The sequence below is a fragment of the Streptomyces ovatisporus genome (assembly GCF_042653885.1).
In the GTDB taxonomy this organism is placed as follows: domain Bacteria; phylum Actinomycetota; class Actinomycetes; order Streptomycetales; family Streptomycetaceae; genus Streptomyces; species Streptomyces ovatisporus.
This window is the reverse complement of record NZ_JBHSFH010000006.1, coordinates 114827-132596: the sequence shown is the minus strand read 5'-3', so window position 1 is coordinate 132596 and position 17770 is coordinate 114827. Positions and strand designations below refer to the sequence as shown.

Sequence of the window (17770 nt, the reverse complement as noted above, 5' to 3'; positions counted from 1 at the left end):
CCGTCTCCGCCGTCCGGTGGAACGGGCGCCCGCCGCCCGCCGTCCGCCGCCTGCGGAACTGCGCTCGGAGCGGGACGGAGCCCGGCGGGTCAGTCCGTCAGGTCCAGGGCCGCTCCGACGATCCCGTCCGCGTCGATGCCGTGGTGGCGGTGGACGTCGGTGAGGGTGCCGCTCTGGCCGAAGCCGGTCACCCCCAGGGAAGCGCTGGGCACCCGGTTGACTCCGGCCAGGAACGCCAGCGTGTGGGGGTGGCCGTCGAGGACGGTGACCATGGGCCTGGCCCGTTCGGACGGGAAGATCTGCCCGAGGATCCAGTCGGAGCCCTCCTGGAGCCCCTGCCGCGCCCGCACCGCCCGGAAGAGGAGGTCCGGACTGGTGACGCACACGACGTCCGCGCCCACGCCGAGTTCGCCGAGCCTGTCCGCCGCGGCGAGAGCCTCCGGGACCATCGCGCCGGCGGCGGCGATCGTCAGCGACGGGTCGGCGTGGCGGCGCAGCATGTAGCCGCCGGCCACGGTCTGCCTGCGACGGCGCTCCCTCGCCGCGGGGTCAGCCGGTACCGCGGCCAGCGACTGGTCCACCGAACGGGTCGACAGGCGCAGGTACGTGGAGTTGCCGCCGGGCTTCCCCAGGCAGGCGAGGCCCGCGAGGAGGCACCACTCCAAGTCCACCGCGAAGGCGGGTTCGTAGGCGGTGCAGCCCGGCTGCTCCAGGCCGATGGAGGGGGTGATGACCGACTGGTGCGCGCCGCCCTCGGGCGCGAGACTGACACCGGACGGTGTGCCGACGAGGATGGACTGGCCGCCCGCGTACATCCCGAAGGACCAGGGCTCCAGCGCGCGGCCCACGAACGGGTCGTAGACCACGCCGATCGGCATCAGCGGCCTGCTCCACCGGCTCCACGTGGCGCCCAGCTCCCCGAGCAGGCCCACCAGGTTGGTCTCCGCGATGCCCAGTTCGATGTGCTGTCCGCCGGGCTGCTCCCGCCAGTGCAGGATGGTCTCCGCGTCGTCGGCGAACCAGTCCCTCCGTTCGGTGGGGGACCAGGTGCCCACCTTGTTCAGCCAGCCGCCGAGGTTGGTCGTCGAGGCGACGTCGGGGCTGACGGTCACCACGTGCCGCGCCGTCCCGGGCGCCTCCCGTGTGAGGTCCAGCAGGGCGCGGCCGAGGGCCTGTTGCGTCGACCCGTTGCCCGAGGGCGTGCGCCCGAAGTCCGTGGGAACCGCGGGGGGCGGCAGCAGCGGAGACGGCTCGCGCCGCAGGCGGGCGGCCGTGCGTTCGCACAGTCCGGCCTCGGGACTGCCCTGCGGGAAGCGTTCCCAGGGACGTTCGAGGTCCGCGCCGACGCTCTGCGCGAGCTCCTTCATCTGGTCGCCGGTCAGCAGGGCTGAGTGGTTCTGCGGATGGCCGGCCGTCGCGAGGCCGTGGCCCTTGACGGTGTAGGCGAAGACGACGGTGGGGCGGCTGTCGTCGATGGCGGCGTACGCGTCCGTCAGCGCGCCGAGGTCGTGCCCGCCCAGGTTGCGGATGACGGCGACCACGGAGGCGTCGTCGAGTCCGCCGAGGAGTGCGGCGATCTCGTCGCTGCCGGGGCCGGATCCCGGCAGCCGTTCGCGCAGTTGCGTCGCCGGACAGCGCAGCAGCCGCTGGTACTCGGGGTTGGTCATCTCGTCGATACGGGTGCGCAGTGCGTCGCCGCCCGGCTCGGCGAACAGCTCCTCCAGCAGGCGGCCGTACTTGACGGTGAGGACCTGCCAGCCGGCGGCCGCGAACATCCCCTGGAGCCTCGTCGCCGAGATGTTGGGCACGACACGGTCCAGGGACTGCCGGTTGAAGTCCACGATCCAGACGACCTCGCCGAGGTCGGCGACTCCCGGGTCGAGGATCGCCTCCCAGCAGGCCCCCTCGTCGAGCTCGGCGTCCCCGATCAAGGAGAACTGGCGGCCCGAACCGACGTCCCCGAAACGGGCGTCGACGAAGCGGCGGGCGACGGCCCCCCAGACGGGCGCGGTCGCACCGATGCCGACCGAGCCGGTGGAGTAGTCGACGGGGTCCGGGTCCTTCTCACGGCTGGGGTAGCTCTGCAGGCCGCCGAAGCTGCGCAGCGTCGTCAGGTACGACTCGTCCAGCTCGCCCAGCAGGTAGTTCACGGCGTGCAGCACGGGGGAGGCGTGCGGTTTGACGGAGACGCGGTCGTCGGGGCCGAGCTCGTGGAACCAGAGCGACGTCATGATCGACGTCATGGACGCGCTCGACGCCTGGTGGCCGCCCACCTTCAGACCCGTCGGGTTCGGGCGGACGCGGTTGGCGTGGTCGATGATCGCCGTCGAGAGCCACAGCACTCGCTGCTCGACGGACCGCAGCACTTCGAGGTCGCTGTCGGCGGGGCCGGTGGCCCCTGACGCGGGCCGGTCCGCCTGGTGTTCCGTGGTCGTCATGCCGCCCGTCCGAAGCAGAGAAGTCAGCAGATTGCATCTGAATGACAGCAGGACGATGATGACCGCACAAGTATGGCGTCCTTCGCTGAGCAATATGCTCAGTGAAACCACTCCGCGGTACAGAGAGGTTGAGCAGAGTGACAGGCGAGGAGCCCCTCGACGGCGTCGACGCACGGCTGCTGCTCGCTCTCGCGGATGAACCCCGCGCTCCGGTGATGGCGCTGGCCCAGCGGCTCGGGCTGTCCCGCAACACCGTCCAGGCGCGGCTGGCCAAGCTGGAACGGCGGGGTGTGCTGCATTCGTTCGAGCGCCGCATCGACCCGGCGGCTCTCGGCTACCCCATGTCGGCGGTCATCACCACGCGGGTGACGCAGCGGCGGCTGGAGGAGGTCGCCGATGTGCTGAGGGAGATTCCCGAGGTGGTGGAGGTCGACGGCCTCAGTGGCGAGACCGATCTGCTGGTGCGGGTCGTGGCCGTCGACGCGGAGGATCTGTACCGGATCGCCGGCCAGGTCCTCGCCGGCCCGGGCGTGGAGCGTACGAGCACCGCGCTCGTCATGCAGAAGCTGGTCCCGCACCGGCTCGCTCCGCTGCTCCAGCGGTCGGCCGGTGCCTCCCCGGCCGGGGAGTGACGGGCGCGGGGGCGACGCCCTCCCGGCCGTGGGCCTGCCGTCGGCGCCGCGCCCCCTCCGGGAGACCGGTGTGAACGACGAGGAGGCCCGCACCACGGGCCTCCTCGTCGTGGTGGCGGCTCATCGTCGGCGGTGACCCCGCCCCGACGCCACACGGCCCGCGCGGCTCCGTCAACGGCGTGCCACGGGCCGTCTGTTGGGCCTCGGCCGAGGGGGCGGGCCCCGCGATCCCGTAGGGTCGGCGGATGGCCAAGTATTTCGACGTGCATCCTGAGAACCCGCAACGCCGCACGATCAGCACGGTGGCCGACAGCATCCGCTCCGGCGCGCTCGTCGCCTATCCGACGGACTCCTGTTTCGCGCTGGGATGCCAGCTGGGAAGCCGCGACGGCATCAACCGGATCCGCTCGATCCGCAACCTCGACGACCGTCACCACTTCACGCTCGTCTGCCAGAACTTCGCGCAGCTCGGCCAGTTCGTGCACATCGACAACGACGTGTTCAGGGCCATCAAGGCGGCTACGCCCGGCAGTTACACCTTCATCCTCCCCGCGACCAAGGAGGTGCCCCGCCAACTGCTGCATCCGAAGAAGAAGACGGTGGGAGTGCGGATCCCGGACCACGCCGTCACGCAGGCCCTGCTCGCGGAACTCGGTGAGCCGGTCCTCTCCAGCACCCTGCTGCTCCCCGACGAGGAGGAGCCGCTGACGCAGGGCTGGGAGATCAAGGAGCGGCTCGACCACGTGCTGGACGCGGTGGTCGACTCCGGCGACTGCGGCACCGAGCCGACAACGGTGATCGACTTCTCGGGCGGCGGCGCCGAGATCGTACGTCGCGGAGCGGGCGACACCTCACGCTTCGAATAGCACAGCAGGGGCGGGCGGATTCTCCCGGGGCGTGCCACGTGGCACGTTCCGGTTACCACGTGCCGCGGTGTCCCTCCCCGGGCCCCGTCACCCCTGGCGCTGGACTCCCGCCGGGGGCAGCCCGGCACGGGGGCGGCCCATGCCGGCCGCTCCGGCCGCGGGCCACCGGACGGGAGCGGGGGTGGCTGCGGGGACCTGCCGCGGGGGCGGGGGCGCCGGAAGAGCCGGAGGGGCGTAACCGCCCACAGGCGTCGACCGCTTCGGGGCGAGTACCGAGTAGAGGACGGTGTCGCGCCACGAGCCGTCCGGCCGTCTCACATGCCGGCGCAGCAGCCCTTCACGTACCGCGTTGATCTGCATCATCGTGTTGTGGCTCGCACGGTCCAAGTCGTCGAACTGCCACTGCACCCGTGAGAAGCCCAGGTGGAAGGCGTGCTGCATCAGCAGCAGGTGCACCTCGACGGCGGCGAAGGTGCCGGACAGCGAGGCGCCGAGCCAGTACCAGCCGATGTCGAGGCGCTGGTCGAGTACGCAGATGTCGAGGTAGGCGATCCAGCCCACCGGCCGGCGCGTGCCTGCCTGCAGCACCGTGAAGAGGAAGGCGCCTCCGGCGGCCTGCTGGGCGAGGCGCTGTTCCACGATCAGGCGCATCTCGGCCTCGGACCGTGGAGCGAGCACCGGCAGCCAGCCCCAGTCGGTCTCCAGTCCGCGTTGTGCCGTATAGAGATCCGGGACGTGGTCGAGCCTGAGCGGCTCCAGCACGACGTACCGTCCTGCCAGTGCCACGGGAGCGGGGGACCGCGCTGTCATGGGGCGCACGCTAGCGCGAACATCGTTCACGTGTAAGTGGAATGCGTTACGCGATCTTCACTCCGGGTGCCGAAGCTGTGCGCCTTTTCCACCGTCGTGGCCCCCGCTGCGCTCCCGTGCGCAGCCCGTGAACAGCGGGAAGGCCGCCGGGGAGGGCGGCATCCTCCCGCTGGGCGGTGGTACGGATGTGCCATGGAACTTCACGTGATGACGTTCAACCTCCGCTACGCCGACTACGACAGCGCTTCCCCGCACTCCTGGCCCCGTCGCCGGCCGGTGATGGCGGAACTCCTCACCCGGGAGGCCCCCGATCTGATCGGCACCCAGGAGGGGCTGCACCGGCAACTGCGGGACATCCACGTGGACATCCAGCGGTCCGGAAAGACCTACGAGTGGATAGGCATGGGCCGGGAGGGCGGGAGCCGTGGCGAGTTCATGGCTGTCTTCTACGACACCGGCCGCCTCGCGCCCGTCGAGTACGAACACTTCTGGATCTTCGAGAACCCGCACACGGTCGGCGGGAAGTGGCCCCGGTCGGGGTCACCGCGCATGGTCACCTGGGTACGCTTCCGCGATCTCGCCGGCGGCGGTGAGTTCTACGCCCTCAACACCCACCTCGACAACGCCGGCCACGGAGCCCGGATCGGCGGCGCCCGCCTGCTCGTCGAGCAGATCCACCGGCCCGCGGCGCCGCTGCCGCCCTTCGAGGCGGACCTGCCGCGTGTCCTCACCGGTGACTTCAACGTCCCGGCGACCGCGGAGGAGGGCGGTGTCTACGACATCCTGCTCCGGGAGGGGGAGATGACCGATTCCTGGACCGCCGCACCGCCGGACAGGCGCAGCGCCGAGTACCGCACCTGGCACGACTACGAGGGACCCGCGCCGGGGCCGCGCATCGACTGGATCCTGACGTCGCCCGGCGTCCGCACGACCTCCGCGAAGATCAACACCTTCGCGCTCGACGGCCGGTACCCCAGCGACCACTTCCCGGTGCAGGCCGTCCTGGAGCTCGGGGCGTCACAGGGCGGCTCCGGGGACTGAGGATTTCCCCGGGACCGTCAGCGCGAATTGGCCCCGCCCGCCGCGGGTTCCCGCCCCCGTGCCATGGGGAGCGGGCAGGCCGCCAGCGGAGGCGAGGCCGTCCTCCTCCACCGACGTCCGCCGGACGCATTCACTGCCTGACGACATGGTCGGCCGCGCCGCTCCTCAGGCCCCGGGTCCTGCGCAGGTCGCGGGTGATGAAGACCCGGCGCAACCACCTGTCCGTACCGTCGTAGCGCGGGACGAAGGGCCGACGGCCGTGCACTGCACGGTAGTTGTCGACGAGAAGGATGTCCCCCTGTTCCAGGACCACCTCCCGCAGGTCTCCGGCGAGCTGCCGGCAGAGCGCCTCCAGCGCTTCGGCCGCGGCGCCGTCGCCGGGTACGGCGGTCATGTAGGGCGGGTCGAGCCGCAGGTAGGGAGCGGTGCGGTCCCCGAAGAGCACGGACACGGGACGGCCCCAGGGGGCGGGGGTTCCGTCGGCCGAGGCCCGCAGATTCCTGGAGTGCTCCAGGTCCGGCTCGATGAGGAAGCGTTCCTCGAAGAGGACGTCGACGATCCGGTCCGGGAGTCCGGCACAGTCCGCTGTCGCCAGCGTCGTGGCGACGGCCTGCGGATTGCGCAGGCACAGCAGCGCCAGATAGTCGCAGCGGTGCGGGTGAAAAGCGTCCTCGACATGGAATTCGAGGTCGACGTCGCTGCTCTGGCCGGTCTGTTCGGTCTCCTTCCCGGGCACGGGAAGGATGTCTGTGACGAGTCTGCCCTCCTGAAGCGAGGACCAGGAAAAGGGGTCACCGAGCTGAGAGGCGAGCAGCAGCAGCCTGAAGTCCTCCAGTGCCGTCGCCCGCGGGTCGGTGCGGCGCCAGTCGCCGGGAGTGGGCCCCGGCTCGGGGCCCTGTCCGTATCCGCGGACGACCAGCGCGGGTGTGCTCTCCAGCCTCCGCATCGCGTGCAGCCGGTCCGTGAGGCGGGGCGGGAGCTGCGCTCCCAGCGGCTGCACGGCCTGGAGGAAGCCGGCCGAGCCGGGGCTGCCGTGACGTGCTGCCGTCTCCGCCACGAAACGCCGCACGCGGGCCGCTTCGGACGGTGTGAGGGTGAAGGTCTCCACGGCGGTGTCGGTCGTCAGTGCTCCGTACATGCAAGGCTCCCTGAACTACGGCTCCACGGACGTGAGTCGGCGGACACGCCTGTGCTCACGCCGATTTGGCTAGGCGCTGGAGCAGCGCGCGCCACGGCTCGTCGGGGAAACAGCGCTGTACGGTCCGGAAGTTGGTCTCCAGCGTCCCGGTGGGCCCAGGAAGGCGGGAGCCCCGGCGCCCGGTGCCCACCGCTGCCAGAAACTCCTCCGCGGCTCTGCGCATGCCTTCGGGGGTGCGGTCCACGAGAACGCCGGTGAAGTCGTCCCCGTAGATGTGCCGGAAGACGTCGTAGTCCGTCACCGCCACCGGCAGACCCGCGACGGCCGCCAGGCCGGGCGCCAGCCCGACGGTCTCCACGTCGGGCACATTCGGGGTGAAGACGACGCCTCCTGCGGTCTCCCGTGCCAGCCGCAGCAGATCGATCTCGTCCAGCTTCCAGCCGGTGGCGCCTTCGGGGTGACTGGTGACGGGAACTCCGTCGAGGAATCGGATGTCGTCCTGGATTCCGAGGGCGCGGGCGTGGGCGAGTATCTGCTTGGCGTACGGCGGTTCCTCCTCGAGGCTGCCGAACACGAGAAGCCAGGGCACCTTCGAACCGTCCCTCGCCGCAGCGCTTTTCATGCCGGCGAGAAGGTCGAGTGCTATCTCGACTCCCTTGACGTTGAAGACCCGCACGGGATTGAGCAGCACGGGCCGGGAGAGATCGAGCTCCATATGACGGGCGAACGCATGGTGCCGCTCTTCCAGAGGCCCGTCGGGGACCTTCGGAAGAATGTTGGGCACGATGTCCGGAAGCAGCTCCGTGGGGTAGGAGGACGTCTCTTCGGCGAGTGAGCCGGATATGACCGCCCACCGCGTGTGCGCGTTCCGCTGGGGGACGGGGGTGTAGCGGTTCGGTTTCTCGGGATAGAGCCGCCTGCCGGTTTCCTCGTCGAATATGGCACAGCTGCGGAAAAGGTCGTGGTCCCAGTAGAGAACTCCGCCTGCGCGGTCCGGTGTGAAGAATTCCTCGGCCGCCTGGTGCAGGCCGAGAGTGACCGGAACGGCATCCGAGAGCGTCATGTTGAGTGCGAAGACCCAGTCGATCTGATGGCGCCGCAGCCAGGACGCGAATCCCTCACGGTACGGTTTCGCCAGCCGCTCGATCTGCGACTTCAGTGCGTCGTGCTGTTCGCGGGTGAGGGTCTCCTGCCTCGCGACGAGGTCGCGCACCTCGGTCAACTCCGCACCGGCGGAAGTGAGATCGGCGCCGTCGTCCCGCCGGGCGCTCTCGACGGTCATCCAGTCCGGGGTCCCCCCGGCCGGGGCGCCGTGGGGGAAGAAGGCCGGCTTGTCGGGACGCCAGGTGTATCCCAGGTCGGCGACCACGGGCAGGTCCACCAACCCCATCTCGCGTCCCAGGTCCACGACGTTCCTGAAGATCGTCAGCAGCCCCGAGACGGGGAGGCCGTCACCGGAGACAAGACCGATTCGCATGGTTTCCTTTCACGTTCCGACCCGGCTGATTTCGGACACGACCCGGCCGGAAGAGACTTGAGTGATGAGTGTGGAGACTGATGACGGTGAGGAATTCGGGAGCGCTTCACCGAAGATCCGTCGCGGCCTCCGCGCCGGTGCCGAAAGCGACTGCCGCGCGCCGTTGCGCGGTCTGCATGCTGACGGCCTGGACGATACCGGGGAGGGAATTCCGGCCGTGGCTGTGATCCGGTCGGGAGGGCTGACGGGGTCGGTTCGGAGCAGCTGCTTCAGGTGCAACCGGATCTGCGGGATCCGTGGGTGGTCGAGAACACGTCATTCTCCGTACGACGGCCCTGGGCTGTTTCGTCCTTCCGGCCGATCGTCGCACGGGTTTCTGAAACGCAAGGGCCGGTTTCCTGAAGCCGAGACCTTCCTCCGCCAATGTCTGCTTGGTGCGGACCAGTGCAGATATTGCAACGGTCGGCCCGTTCGGGCGGGCGGTGCGGCCGGGGTCGCTACGCTGACGACATGGTCGATTTGTTCCCCCGTGTGCGGAAACGTCTTCCGAACGGACGCCAGTTCGCTCTGACTTGGGGTATCCGCGACGATTTCGGCGGCATGACCAGCGCGATGCTCCACCGCAGCCGCGCTCTCGTGCGTCTCGGGGGACGACCGGTCGACGTCCTCACCTTCGACGCCCGCCCCGACTACCCCGCGCTGGGCGACCGTCTGCGAGAGGCGGGTGAACTGACCGCCGGGATGCGGCTGTTCAACCTCTACGACTGGTTCCGGGAGTACGGGACGCCTCCGGACACCGCGGGCACGCCCTTCCTGCGCGACCACGCCTTCACCCCTCTCGACGCCGGTGGCGCCCATGGGAGCGCGCTGCGCGGCCGGAGGGTGATGCACCGTACGCGACGGGCCGACGACGGCACCGTGCTCCAGACCGACCACTACCGTGAGGACGGCTCGCTGCTGCTGAGCGACCGCCGCGACACCCGCACCAGGGGCCAACTCGGCGGACGCTCCGTCGTGTTGTGCGACGGTGCGGGCAGACCGGTCCGGGCCTGGGGGAGCATCTGGTCCTTCTACCGGCTGTGGCTCGACCTCGTGCGCAACCGCGAACCCTCGTTCCTGGTCGTCGACAGCAAGCCGGTCGCGCGGTTCATGCTCACCTACCGCCGCAGGCGCGCCGTCACCCTCCACGTGGTGCACAACTCCCATCTGAACGGGGTGGAGCGGCCGTCGGGCCGGATCAAGGAATCCCGGCGCCCCGTCTTCGAGCACCTCGACAGGTTCGACGCGGTCGTCCTGCTCACCCCGAGGCAGAAGGCCGACGTGGAGGCGCTGCTCGGCCCGTCGCCCAACCTGTGCACCGTTCCCAACAGCCGGGACCTCGCCCCCAGAAGGCGGTCCCGGCGGGAACGCCCGCGCGGGCGGGGCGTCGTCATCGCGTCCCTCACCCCACGCAAGCGGGTCGATCACGCTGTCCGCGCGGTGGCAGTCGCCGCGGAACGTGCGGGCGGCGGCGTCACGCTGGACGTCTTCGGCAGCGGCGGGGAACGGGGAGCGCTGCGGAAACTGGTGGGCCGGCTCGAAGCCGCCGACCGCGTACGGCTGCTGGGGCACCGCCCGGACGCACGTGAGCAGCTTGCCGCGGCCTCCTTCGTCCTCCTCACGGGCAGGACCGAGGGGTTCCCGCTCGTACTGATCGAGGCCATGTCCGCCGGCTGCCTGCCGGTCGCCTACGACGTGCCCTACGGGCCAGCCGACGTCATCACCCACGGCCGGAACGGTTTCCTCGTCGAGCAGGGGAACATCGGAGAACTCACGGACACCGTCGTGCGGCTGTCCCGGCTGCCCGCAAGGGAGATCGCCAGGATGCGCGGGGAAGCACGGCGGACCGCGAGGCGGTACTCGGACGCCGCCGTGACGAGAGTGTGGGCCCGGGAGATGCGCAGAGCGCAGCAGCGCCACCGGAAGGTCTTCCAGGCCGCGTCACCCGCCGCCGCACCGCACGGCACCTCGGTCGCCGCACCGACGTGACGGTGACGCGGCGCCTCCGCACGGGATCCGGGCGCCGGCACGACGGCCGGGCACCCGGCGCCCCGGCCCTCTACTCCTTGCGCAACGCCGGACGCAGCGCGTCGAGCACGCTCGCGTCCTCGATGGTGCTGGGCACGGGCTCCTCGGTGCCTTCCGCGATGTTCCGCATGGCCTTGCGGAGGATCTTCCCCGACCGCGTCTTCGGCAGTGCCGCCACCACCGCGACGTCCTTGAGGGAGGCCACCGCCCCCACCTGGTCGCGGACCAGCTGCACCAGCTCCGCCCGGAGCCGGGACGTGTAACCGTCGGCGGCCGCGTCCACACCGGACTTGAGGACGACGAAGCCGCGGGGGACCTGGCCCTTGAGCTGGTCGGCGACTCCGATGACCGCGCACTCCGCGACGTCCGGATGGCTCGCGAGCACCTCCTCCATCCCGCCCGTCGAGAGCCTGTGCCCCGCCACGTTGATGACGTCGTCCGTGCGGCCCATCACGTACAGGTAGCCGTCCTCGTCGAGGTATCCGCCGTCACCGGTGAGGTAGTAGCCCTCGAACGCCGACATGTACGAGGACAGGAAGCGCTCGTCGTCGTTCCACAGCGTCGGCAGCGCCCCCGGGGGCATCGGCAGCTTCGCCACGATGGCGCCGTTGGTGCCCGGCGGTACGGGTTTCCCGTCGCCGTCGAGGACCTGGATGTCCCAGCCGGGCAGCGGCCGGGTGGGCGACCCGGGCTTGACCGGCAGGAGTTCGATGCCAGCCGGGTTGGCCACGATCGGCCACCCCGTCTCGGTCTGCCACCAGTGGTCGATGACGGGGATGCCGAGCAGCTCGGAGGCCCAGCGGTAGGTTTCGGGGTCGAGACGCTCACCGGCGAGGAAGAGGTACTTCAGCGCCGACAGGTCGTACCCGCGGGCATGGGTTCCCTCCGGGTCCTCCTTCTTCAGCGCCCGGAAGGCGGTGGGCGCGGTGAACATGGAGCGCACCCCGTATTCGCTCGCCACGCGCCAGAACTGTCCCGCGTCGGGGGTGCCGACCGGTTTGCCCTCGTACAGCACAGACGTCGCCCCGGCCAGCAGCGGAGCGTAGACGATGTAGGAGTGGCCCACGACCCAGCCGACGTCTGACGCGGTGAAGAGCGTCTGCCCCGGCCCCACGTCGTAGACGTTGGACATGCTCCACGTGAGCGCGGTGGCGTAGCCGCCGGAGTCGCGCACGACACCCTTCGGCTTCCCGGTGGTGCCGGAGGTGTAGAGGACGTAGAGCGGGTCGGTCGACTGCACCGGAACCGGGGCGGCGGGTGAAGCCGCAGCGCACGCGCTCGCCCAGTCTACGTCGCGCTCGCCCAACTCGGCCCGGGCCTGCGGACGTTGCAGGATCACGTTCTTCAGGGGCTTGTGCGAGGCCATTCCGACCGCAGCGTCCAGCAGCGGCTTGTACTCGATGACGCGGGAGCCCTCGATCCCGCAGGAGGCCGAGACGACGACCGTGGGCGCGGCGTCGTCGATCCGCACCGCCAGCTCCCTGGCGGCGAAGCCGCCGAAGACCACCGAGTGCACCGCGCCCAGCCGTGCGCAGGCGAGCATGGCGACGGCGGCCTCCGGCACCATCGGCATGTAGATCACCACCCGGTCGCCGGTTCCGACGCCCAGGTCGCGCAGGACCCCGGCGAAGACGGCGACCTCGTCACGGAGTCTGCGGTAGGAGTGCACCGACTTGGCGCCGGTGACGGGGGAGTCGTAGACGAGGGCGGCCTGGTCCCCGCGTCCCGCTTCGACGTGACGGTCGAGTGCGTTGTGGCAGACGTTCAGCTCCCCGTCGGGGAACCACCGGTAGAAGGGGGGACGGGAGTCGTCCAGGGCCTTGGCGGGCGCCCTGTGCCAGTCCAGGGCGCCGGCCGCGTCGAGCCAGAACCGCTCCCGGTCCGACACGCTCGCAGAGAAGATCTCCTCGTAGTCGCCCACCGGGGGCCTCCTTCCGGGCGTCCGTCCGGCCGCCCTCGCGTGTTCGTCGTCCGCTGTCGAGCGTGCCCGGCCCGCGGGGGACCAAGGCCGTCCGCACCGGAGGGATGCGCGCCGCTCCCGCCGGAGAAGCCCTCGTCCCGTCCGGCCGGTACGGCGACCATACGACCGGGGCACCGCCCTGGTCAGCAGCCCGTGGGGCGCGAACTGCCACGGGGTTTCCGACCGCGTTCTCGCGGGAGTTCCGGCCGCCATGCGGCGGAACGGGCCCCTTCGGGCTCTCGTACGGCTGCTTGTACGAGGCCCGGCAGGACAGGCAGACGTAGGAGGTCTTCGCGTACGGCACGGGGGCAGGGCATGCGGACAGGGCATGCGGACAGGGCACGCGGACAGGGCCTGCGGACAGGGCAGGAGAAGCCCCGCCACCGGCTCGACAGCTTTCCGGCACCGGCCGTGCCGTGCCGCCGCGCGGCGAACCGGGGAGGCGCGCTGTGCGTCCTGTACCTGCATGGACGGGATGTTGCACGCCGGGCGGCAGCTGCTGCGCTTCGCCTGGCTCCAGGCGCGCTGCTGCGCGTTCGCCGTGGCGCTGATCGGCGGCATCGCGACATCATCTCTGCTGCCGGAACTGCCGCTCGCCCGCTACGACCTCGTCCTCGCCTACGGTGTCGTGCTCGCCGTACTGGCGAGGCGGCTCGGCTGGGACAGCGCACGGGACACGGCCGTGATCGCCGCTTGCCATCTCATCGGCCTGCTCTTCGAGCTGGTGAAGGTGCAGCTGGGCTCGTGGAGCTACCCGGAGGCCGCGCTGACGAAGATCGCGGGAGTGCCCCTGTACGGCGGCTTCCTCTATGCCGCAGTGGGCAGTTACGTGTGCCGGGCCTGGCGGCTGATGGAGCTGCACCTGACGGGTTACAGGCCGCGGATCATGGCAGTGCTGGCCGCAGCGGTCTACCTCAACTTCTTCACGCACCACTGGCTTCCCGACGTCCGCTGGTGGCTGGCCGCCGCCATGGTGGGGGCGACGGCGGGTGCCCGCGTCTGCTATCGCGTGGGCGGAAGCCGCCATCACATGCCGCTGGGCCTTTCGTTCGCCCTCATCGGCTTCTTCCTGTGGGTCGCGGAAAACGCCGCGACGTTCGTCGGGGCGTGGAGCTATCCTCACCAACTCGACGGCTGGCAGCCGGTCACCTTCTCGAAGGCCGCCGCGTGGGCGTTGCTGATCAGCGTCACCTTCGTCCTCGTGGCCTCGTCCCGGACCGCTGTGACCGCCCTGCCGCCGGGAGGGGACGGGGGCCAGGAGTCCACGAAGGACGCCGAGCCCTCCGGCCGCGGGATTCTCAGTCGGACGAAGATCGGAGACAACCGGTGCGCTTCGGAGTCAACATCCTCAACTTCGGGCGGGGCACCGGACCTTCGAGTCTGCTGCGCTGGGCGCGGTACGCGGAGGACCGCGGCTTCCACTTCGCGATGATCTCCGACCACGTCGCAGTCACCGAGCAGGTGGCCCAGCAGTACGAGGCACCCTTCTACGACCCCTTCACCACTCTGGCCTGGCTGGCGGGAAGCACCGAGCGGATCGAACTCGGAACCACCGTCACCGTGTTGCCCTTCCGGCACCCGCTGCTGACGGCGCGAGCGGTGGCGAACATCGACAACTTCAGCAACGGCCGCTTCATCTTCGGCGTCGGGGTGAGCTGGAGCGAGACCGAGTACGCGGCACTCGGCGTGCCGTTCCGGCGGCGCGGAGCCGTCACGGACGAGTACCTGGAGGTGGTCACCCGCGCCTGGCGGCAGGAGAAGATCTCCCATCACGGGGAGTTCGTCTCGTTCGACGACGTGTCGACCGGCCCGCTTCCGGTGCGCACACCTCCCGTGTGGATCGGTGGCGGCAGCAGGGCCGCCCTGCGCCGCGCCGTGAAGTACGGCGACGCGTGGCACCCCCTCAATCAGCGCATGGCGTGGTTCCGCGACGACGCGCTCCCGGCTCTGCGCCGCCTCGCCGAGGAAGCAGGCCGCCCCGTACCGCAGTTCGCTCCCCGGCTGCCGCTCCTGCTGACCGACGGCCCGCTCCCCGAGGAGACCCGCCTGGCCGGGCAGGGCACCCTCGACCAGATCCGGCAGGACCTGGACGACCTGGCCGAACTCGGCGCGTCGCACGTCCTGTTCGACACCTACAGGGGCGAGCCGCAGTCGATGCGTGACCAGGCCGAGGACGAACTCGTACTGGAGACGGTCGCGCGGCACGTACTCGGCCCGGCCGCGCGGTAGCGGCCACGCGCGGACACCCGGCCGGTCCTGTGCGGGGGCCGGTTCGGCACGCCGTACGCTCAGCGGGAGCCGCGCTGCGCCTCGACGATCTGCCGGATGGTGCGCTCCGAGTTGCTGCGGCGCTGGATCCTCTCCGCGAAGCCGGGGAACTGCCCGGCGACGGCGGCGCCCAGCCGCAGCATGAGCGGGGCGACGTTGACCTCGCACAGATCGCGCTCCACGGCCCGCAGCACCCCCGCGGCCACCTGTCCGGGTGTGACCGTCCCGAGCCCGCCCGGGGGCTCGGCACCGGTGGCGGCGAACATGCCCGCGTCGCGTACGAAGCCGGGCTGGACGATCGAGACGCCGACGCCCGTCCCGTGCAGATCCTGCCGGAAGCTCTGGGCGAAGCCGCGCAGCCCGAACTTCGCCGCGGAGTAGAGGGACGCGGCGGGCGTGGCCGCCTTGCCCGACATCGAGCCGACGAAGGCGAGGTGGCCGCGGCCGGCTTCGACCATGCGCGGGGCGAGGAGACGCGCCAGCATGACGGGCGCGCGCAGGTTGACCTCGAGGGAACGGTCTATCTGTTCGGGCGTGTAGTCGAGAAGGTCACCGCTGGAGGGCAGCGCCGCGTTCGCCACCAGGATGTCGGCGCCGGCCGCCTGCTCCGCGAGCCGGGTGACCTGACCCGAGTCGGCCAGGTCCGCGACGATGCTGCGGGCGCCGAGTTCCGCAGCGATCGGCTCCAGCAGCTCCGCACGCCGTCCTGTGAGCACCAACGTGGCACCGGCGGCGGCGAGTTGCTGCGCGATGGTGCGCCCTATGCCGCCGGTCACTCCGGTGAGCAGGACGGTGGATCCAGCGATTCGCATCGGCTCGGCCCCTCTGGTTCGTCAGCGCCGGGACTCCGGCGGACCTGGACGATACCGGAGAGTAGGGAGACCTTCTTCACCCGACCGCCCGTACCGCGCCCCGTACAGGGCGAGCCCGCGAGGTTTGAGGAGACGGCGACCGAGGGACCAGCACCGGAAGCCATCCCCAGAGACCGAGGAAGCAGAGACGTGAGCACAGTTCCCGCTGTCACCCTCAACAACGGCCTGTCCATGCCCCAGTTGGGCTTCGGCGTGTACCAGGTGCCCGAGGACGACACCCAGGATGTGGTCTCCGCCGCGCTGGAGTACGGGTACCGCAGCATCGACACGGCCTCCCTGTACCGGAACGAGGAGGGTACGGGCCGCGCCATCGCCGCATCCGGCATCCCGCGCGAGGAACTCTTCGTGACGACGAAGCTGTGGAACACCGACCAGGGTTACGACGCCGCCAGGCACGCCTTCGAGGTTTCCCTGGCCAAGCTCGGCCTCGAATACGTGGATCTCTACCTCATCCACTGGCCGCTGCCCGCGAGGGACCTGTACGTCGAGACCTGGAAGGCCCTGGAGAAGATCTACGAGCTGGGGCGCGCCAAGGCCGTCGGCGTCTCCAACTTCCATGCGGCGCACCTGCGCCGGCTCATGGCGGAGACCGGCGTGGTGCCCGCCGTCAACCAGATCGAGCTCCACCCGAAGCTGCAGCAGGAGCAGTTGCGCACGTTCCACGCCGACCACGGCATCGCCTCGGAGGCCTGGTCGCCGCTGGGCCGTAACAACGGTGTCCTGGACGACGGAGTCGTCACCGGCATCGCCGGGAAGCACGGCAGGACCCCCGCGCAGATCGTCCTGCGGTGGCACCTGCAGCTGGGCAACGTCGTCATTCCCAAGTCGGTCACACCGGCCCGGATGCGCGAGAACCTCGACGTGTTCGACTTCGAACTCGACGAGGAGGACCTGGCAGCCATCGGCGGCATGGAGACGGGGGAACGGGTCGGGCCGGACCCGGAGACGTTCAACTGAGGCGGCGGTGAGCGGCGGACCGGCCGTGGTGGCTCCCGCCGGAGCGGGAGCCACCGGGTTGTCCGGAAGGCGCAGGCCGCGGTGAGCGCGGCACGGGGTCAGGACAGTGCGGGCAACCGCTCCGACAGCGCGTCGATGCGGGCCAGTTCCTCCTCGGTGAAGTCGAGCCGTTCCGTGGCGGCCACACTGTCCGCGAGCTGCTCGGGGCTGCTCGCTCCCACCAGCGCCGAGGTGACGCGGCCGCCGCGCAGCACCCATGCCAGCGCCGTCTGGGCCAGGGACTGCCCCCGCTCCTGCGCCAGGGCGTCGAGTTCCCGCAGCACGGCGACGGTCTGCTCGGTGATCTGGCCCGTGCTGAGGAACGGACTCGCCCCCGCCGCACGGGAGTCGGCGGGCACACCGTCGAGGTAGCGCTTGGTGAGCAGGCCCTGGGCGAGTGGTGAGAAGACGATCGAGCCGGCGCCGATGCCGCGCAGCGTCTCCAGCAGCCCCTCCTCCGGCCGGCGGTCCAGCATCGAGTAGCGCGGCTGGTGGATGAGCAGGGGCGTACCCAGCTCCTCCAGGATCTGCGAGGCCCGGCGCGTCTGCTCCGGCGAGTAGTTGGAGATCCCCGCGTAGAGGGCCTTGCCCTGCTGTACGGCCGTGTGGAGCGCGCCCATCGTCTCCTCCAGGGGCGTGTCCGGGTCGGGCCGGTGCGAGTAGAAGATGTCGACATGGTCGAGGCCCGTACGTCCCAGGCTCTGGTCGAGGGAGGCCAGCAGGCTCTTGCGTGAGCCCCACTCCCCGTACGGGCCGGGCCACATCAGGTGTCCTGCCTTGGTGGAGACGAGGATCTCGTCGCGGTAGGGGCGCAGGTCCTCGTGGAAGATGCGGCCGAACGCGGTCTCCGCCGCGCCGGGTGGCGGTCCGTAGTTGTTGGCCAGGTCGAAGTGCGTGACACCCAGGTCGAAGGCCCGCCGCACGATGGCGCGCTGCTGCTCCAGCGGCCGGTCGGTGCCGAAGTTGTGCCACAGGCCCAGCGATATCGCGGGCAGGCGGAGTCCGCTGCGGCCGGTGCGGCGGTAGGGCATGGTGTCGTAGCGGCCTTCGTGTGCTCGGTACACGGATGTTTCTCCTCGGATGTTTCCGCTGTCTTCTCAGGCGTGTTCGGGGCGTGACGGGACTGCTCGTGCCGGGGCCGGCTCGTGCCGGGACTGCCTCGTGACGAGGCGGCGCCCGGGCGGGAGGGGCGCGGGCAAGGCGGG

The 17770-nt window shown here is 70.7% G+C and carries 14 protein-coding genes; 7 read left to right on the top strand and 7 right to left on the bottom strand.

From position 1 onward, the window contains the following. Window positions 1-89: 89 nt before the first annotated feature. Complete coding sequence (locus ACFPA8_RS11940; RefSeq protein ID WP_386446639.1) at window positions 90-2438, bottom strand: transketolase-like TK C-terminal-containing protein; 2349 nt, start codon at window positions 2436-2438, stop codon at window positions 90-92. Window positions 2439-2575: 137 nt separating this feature from the next. Here ACFPA8_RS11940 and ACFPA8_RS11935 point away from each other — a divergent pair, with 137 nt between their 5' ends. Next, on the top strand, window positions 2576-3070 hold the full coding sequence (locus tag ACFPA8_RS11935) for an Lrp/AsnC family transcriptional regulator (protein ID WP_386446636.1): 495 nt from the start codon (window positions 2576-2578) through the stop codon (window positions 3068-3070). Window positions 3071-3315: 245 nt separating this feature from the next. Continuing rightward, window positions 3316-3936, top strand: a complete 621-nt coding sequence (locus tag ACFPA8_RS11930; RefSeq protein ID WP_386446633.1) for an L-threonylcarbamoyladenylate synthase — start codon at window positions 3316-3318, stop codon at window positions 3934-3936. A gap of 87 nt (window positions 3937-4023) precedes the next feature. Here the strand turns inward: ACFPA8_RS11930 and ACFPA8_RS11925 are convergent, their stop codons facing one another. Further along, complete coding sequence (locus tag ACFPA8_RS11925) at window positions 4024-4746, bottom strand: GNAT family N-acetyltransferase (protein ID WP_386446630.1); 723 nt, start codon at window positions 4744-4746, stop codon at window positions 4024-4026. Window positions 4747-4938: 192 nt separating this feature from the next. Here ACFPA8_RS11925 and ACFPA8_RS11920 point away from each other — a divergent pair, with 192 nt between their 5' ends. Next, window positions 4939-5787, top strand: a complete 849-nt coding sequence (locus tag ACFPA8_RS11920; protein ID WP_386446627.1) for an endonuclease/exonuclease/phosphatase family protein — start codon at window positions 4939-4941, stop codon at window positions 5785-5787. Window positions 5788-5917: 130 nt separating this feature from the next. Here ACFPA8_RS11920 and gntD read toward each other — a convergent pair whose 3' ends face one another. Both gntD and ACFPA8_RS11910 read right to left on the bottom strand, forming a co-directional pair. Next, complete coding sequence (gene gntD / locus ACFPA8_RS11915) at window positions 5918-6925, bottom strand: guanitoxin biosynthesis L-enduracididine beta-hydroxylase GntD (RefSeq protein WP_386446624.1); 1008 nt, start codon at window positions 6923-6925, stop codon at window positions 5918-5920. Window positions 6926-6980: 55 nt separating this feature from the next. Then, complete coding sequence (locus ACFPA8_RS11910) at window positions 6981-8402, bottom strand: glycosyltransferase (protein WP_386446621.1); 1422 nt, start codon at window positions 8400-8402, stop codon at window positions 6981-6983. Between the two features lie 510 nt (window positions 8403-8912). Here ACFPA8_RS11910 and ACFPA8_RS11905 point away from each other — a divergent pair. Then, entirely contained in the window at window positions 8913-10430 is a 1518-nt protein-coding gene (locus ACFPA8_RS11905; RefSeq protein WP_386446618.1) for a glycosyltransferase, read from the top strand. A gap of 70 nt (window positions 10431-10500) precedes the next feature. Here ACFPA8_RS11905 and ACFPA8_RS11900 read toward each other — a convergent pair whose 3' ends face one another. Further along, window positions 10501-12390: a propionyl-CoA synthetase gene (locus ACFPA8_RS11900; RefSeq protein WP_386446615.1), complete on the bottom strand. Its 1890-nt coding sequence runs from the start codon at window positions 12388-12390 to the stop codon at window positions 10501-10503. Between the two features lie 505 nt (window positions 12391-12895). On the opposite strand from ACFPA8_RS11900, the gene ACFPA8_RS11895 reads away from it, so the two are divergent. Beyond that, window positions 12896-13861 (top strand): DUF817 domain-containing protein, encoded by a 966-nt coding sequence (locus ACFPA8_RS11895; protein WP_386446613.1) that lies wholly within the window; start codon window positions 12896-12898, stop codon window positions 13859-13861. Then, a complete protein-coding gene (locus ACFPA8_RS11890; RefSeq protein ID WP_386446610.1) occupies window positions 13756-14658 on the top strand; it encodes a TIGR03619 family F420-dependent LLM class oxidoreductase in 903 nt (300 codons plus the stop codon). The genes ACFPA8_RS11895 and ACFPA8_RS11890 overlap by 106 nt, the downstream gene beginning before the upstream one ends. 59 nt (window positions 14659-14717) lie before the next feature. On the opposite strand, the gene ACFPA8_RS11885 is transcribed toward ACFPA8_RS11890, so the two are convergent. Then, window positions 14718-15509, bottom strand: a complete 792-nt coding sequence (locus tag ACFPA8_RS11885; protein ID WP_386446607.1) for an SDR family NAD(P)-dependent oxidoreductase — start codon at window positions 15507-15509, stop codon at window positions 14718-14720. Window positions 15510-15698: 189 nt separating this feature from the next. Here ACFPA8_RS11885 and ACFPA8_RS11880 point away from each other — a divergent pair, with 189 nt between their 5' ends. Continuing rightward, complete coding sequence (locus ACFPA8_RS11880) at window positions 15699-16526, top strand: aldo/keto reductase (RefSeq protein ID WP_386446604.1); 828 nt, start codon at window positions 15699-15701, stop codon at window positions 16524-16526. 98 nt (window positions 16527-16624) lie between these two features. Here the strand turns inward: ACFPA8_RS11880 and ACFPA8_RS11875 are convergent, their stop codons facing one another. Continuing rightward, on the bottom strand, window positions 16625-17629 hold the full coding sequence (locus ACFPA8_RS11875; RefSeq protein ID WP_386446602.1) for an aldo/keto reductase: 1005 nt from the start codon (window positions 17627-17629) through the stop codon (window positions 16625-16627). Window positions 17630-17770: the final 141 nt, after the last annotated feature.

Bases quoted from the DNA above. Each gene is read 5' to 3' on its own strand.
- ACFPA8_RS11940 (WP_386446639.1), bottom strand. From the start codon at position 2,438: ATGACGACCACGGAACACCAGGCGGACCGGCCCGCGTCAGGGGCCACC.
- ACFPA8_RS11930 (WP_386446633.1), top strand. From the start codon at position 3,316: ATGGCCAAGTATTTCGACGTGCATCCTGAGAACCCGCAACGCCGCACG.
- ACFPA8_RS11925 (WP_386446630.1), bottom strand. From the start codon at position 4,746: ATGACAGCGCGGTCCCCCGCTCCCGTGGCACTGGCAGGACGGTACGTC.
- ACFPA8_RS11920 (WP_386446627.1), top strand. From the start codon at position 4,939: ATGGAACTTCACGTGATGACGTTCAACCTCCGCTACGCCGACTACGAC.
- gntD (WP_386446624.1), bottom strand. From the start codon at position 6,925: ATGTACGGAGCACTGACGACCGACACCGCCGTGGAGACCTTCACCCTC.
- ACFPA8_RS11910 (WP_386446621.1), bottom strand. From the start codon at position 8,402: ATGCGAATCGGTCTTGTCTCCGGTGACGGCCTCCCCGTCTCGGGGCTG.
- ACFPA8_RS11905 (WP_386446618.1), top strand. From the start codon at position 8,913: ATGGTCGATTTGTTCCCCCGTGTGCGGAAACGTCTTCCGAACGGACGC.
- ACFPA8_RS11895 (WP_386446613.1), top strand. From the start codon at position 12,896: ATGGACGGGATGTTGCACGCCGGGCGGCAGCTGCTGCGCTTCGCCTGG.
- ACFPA8_RS11885 (WP_386446607.1), bottom strand. From the start codon at position 15,509: ATGCGAATCGCTGGATCCACCGTCCTGCTCACCGGAGTGACCGGCGGC.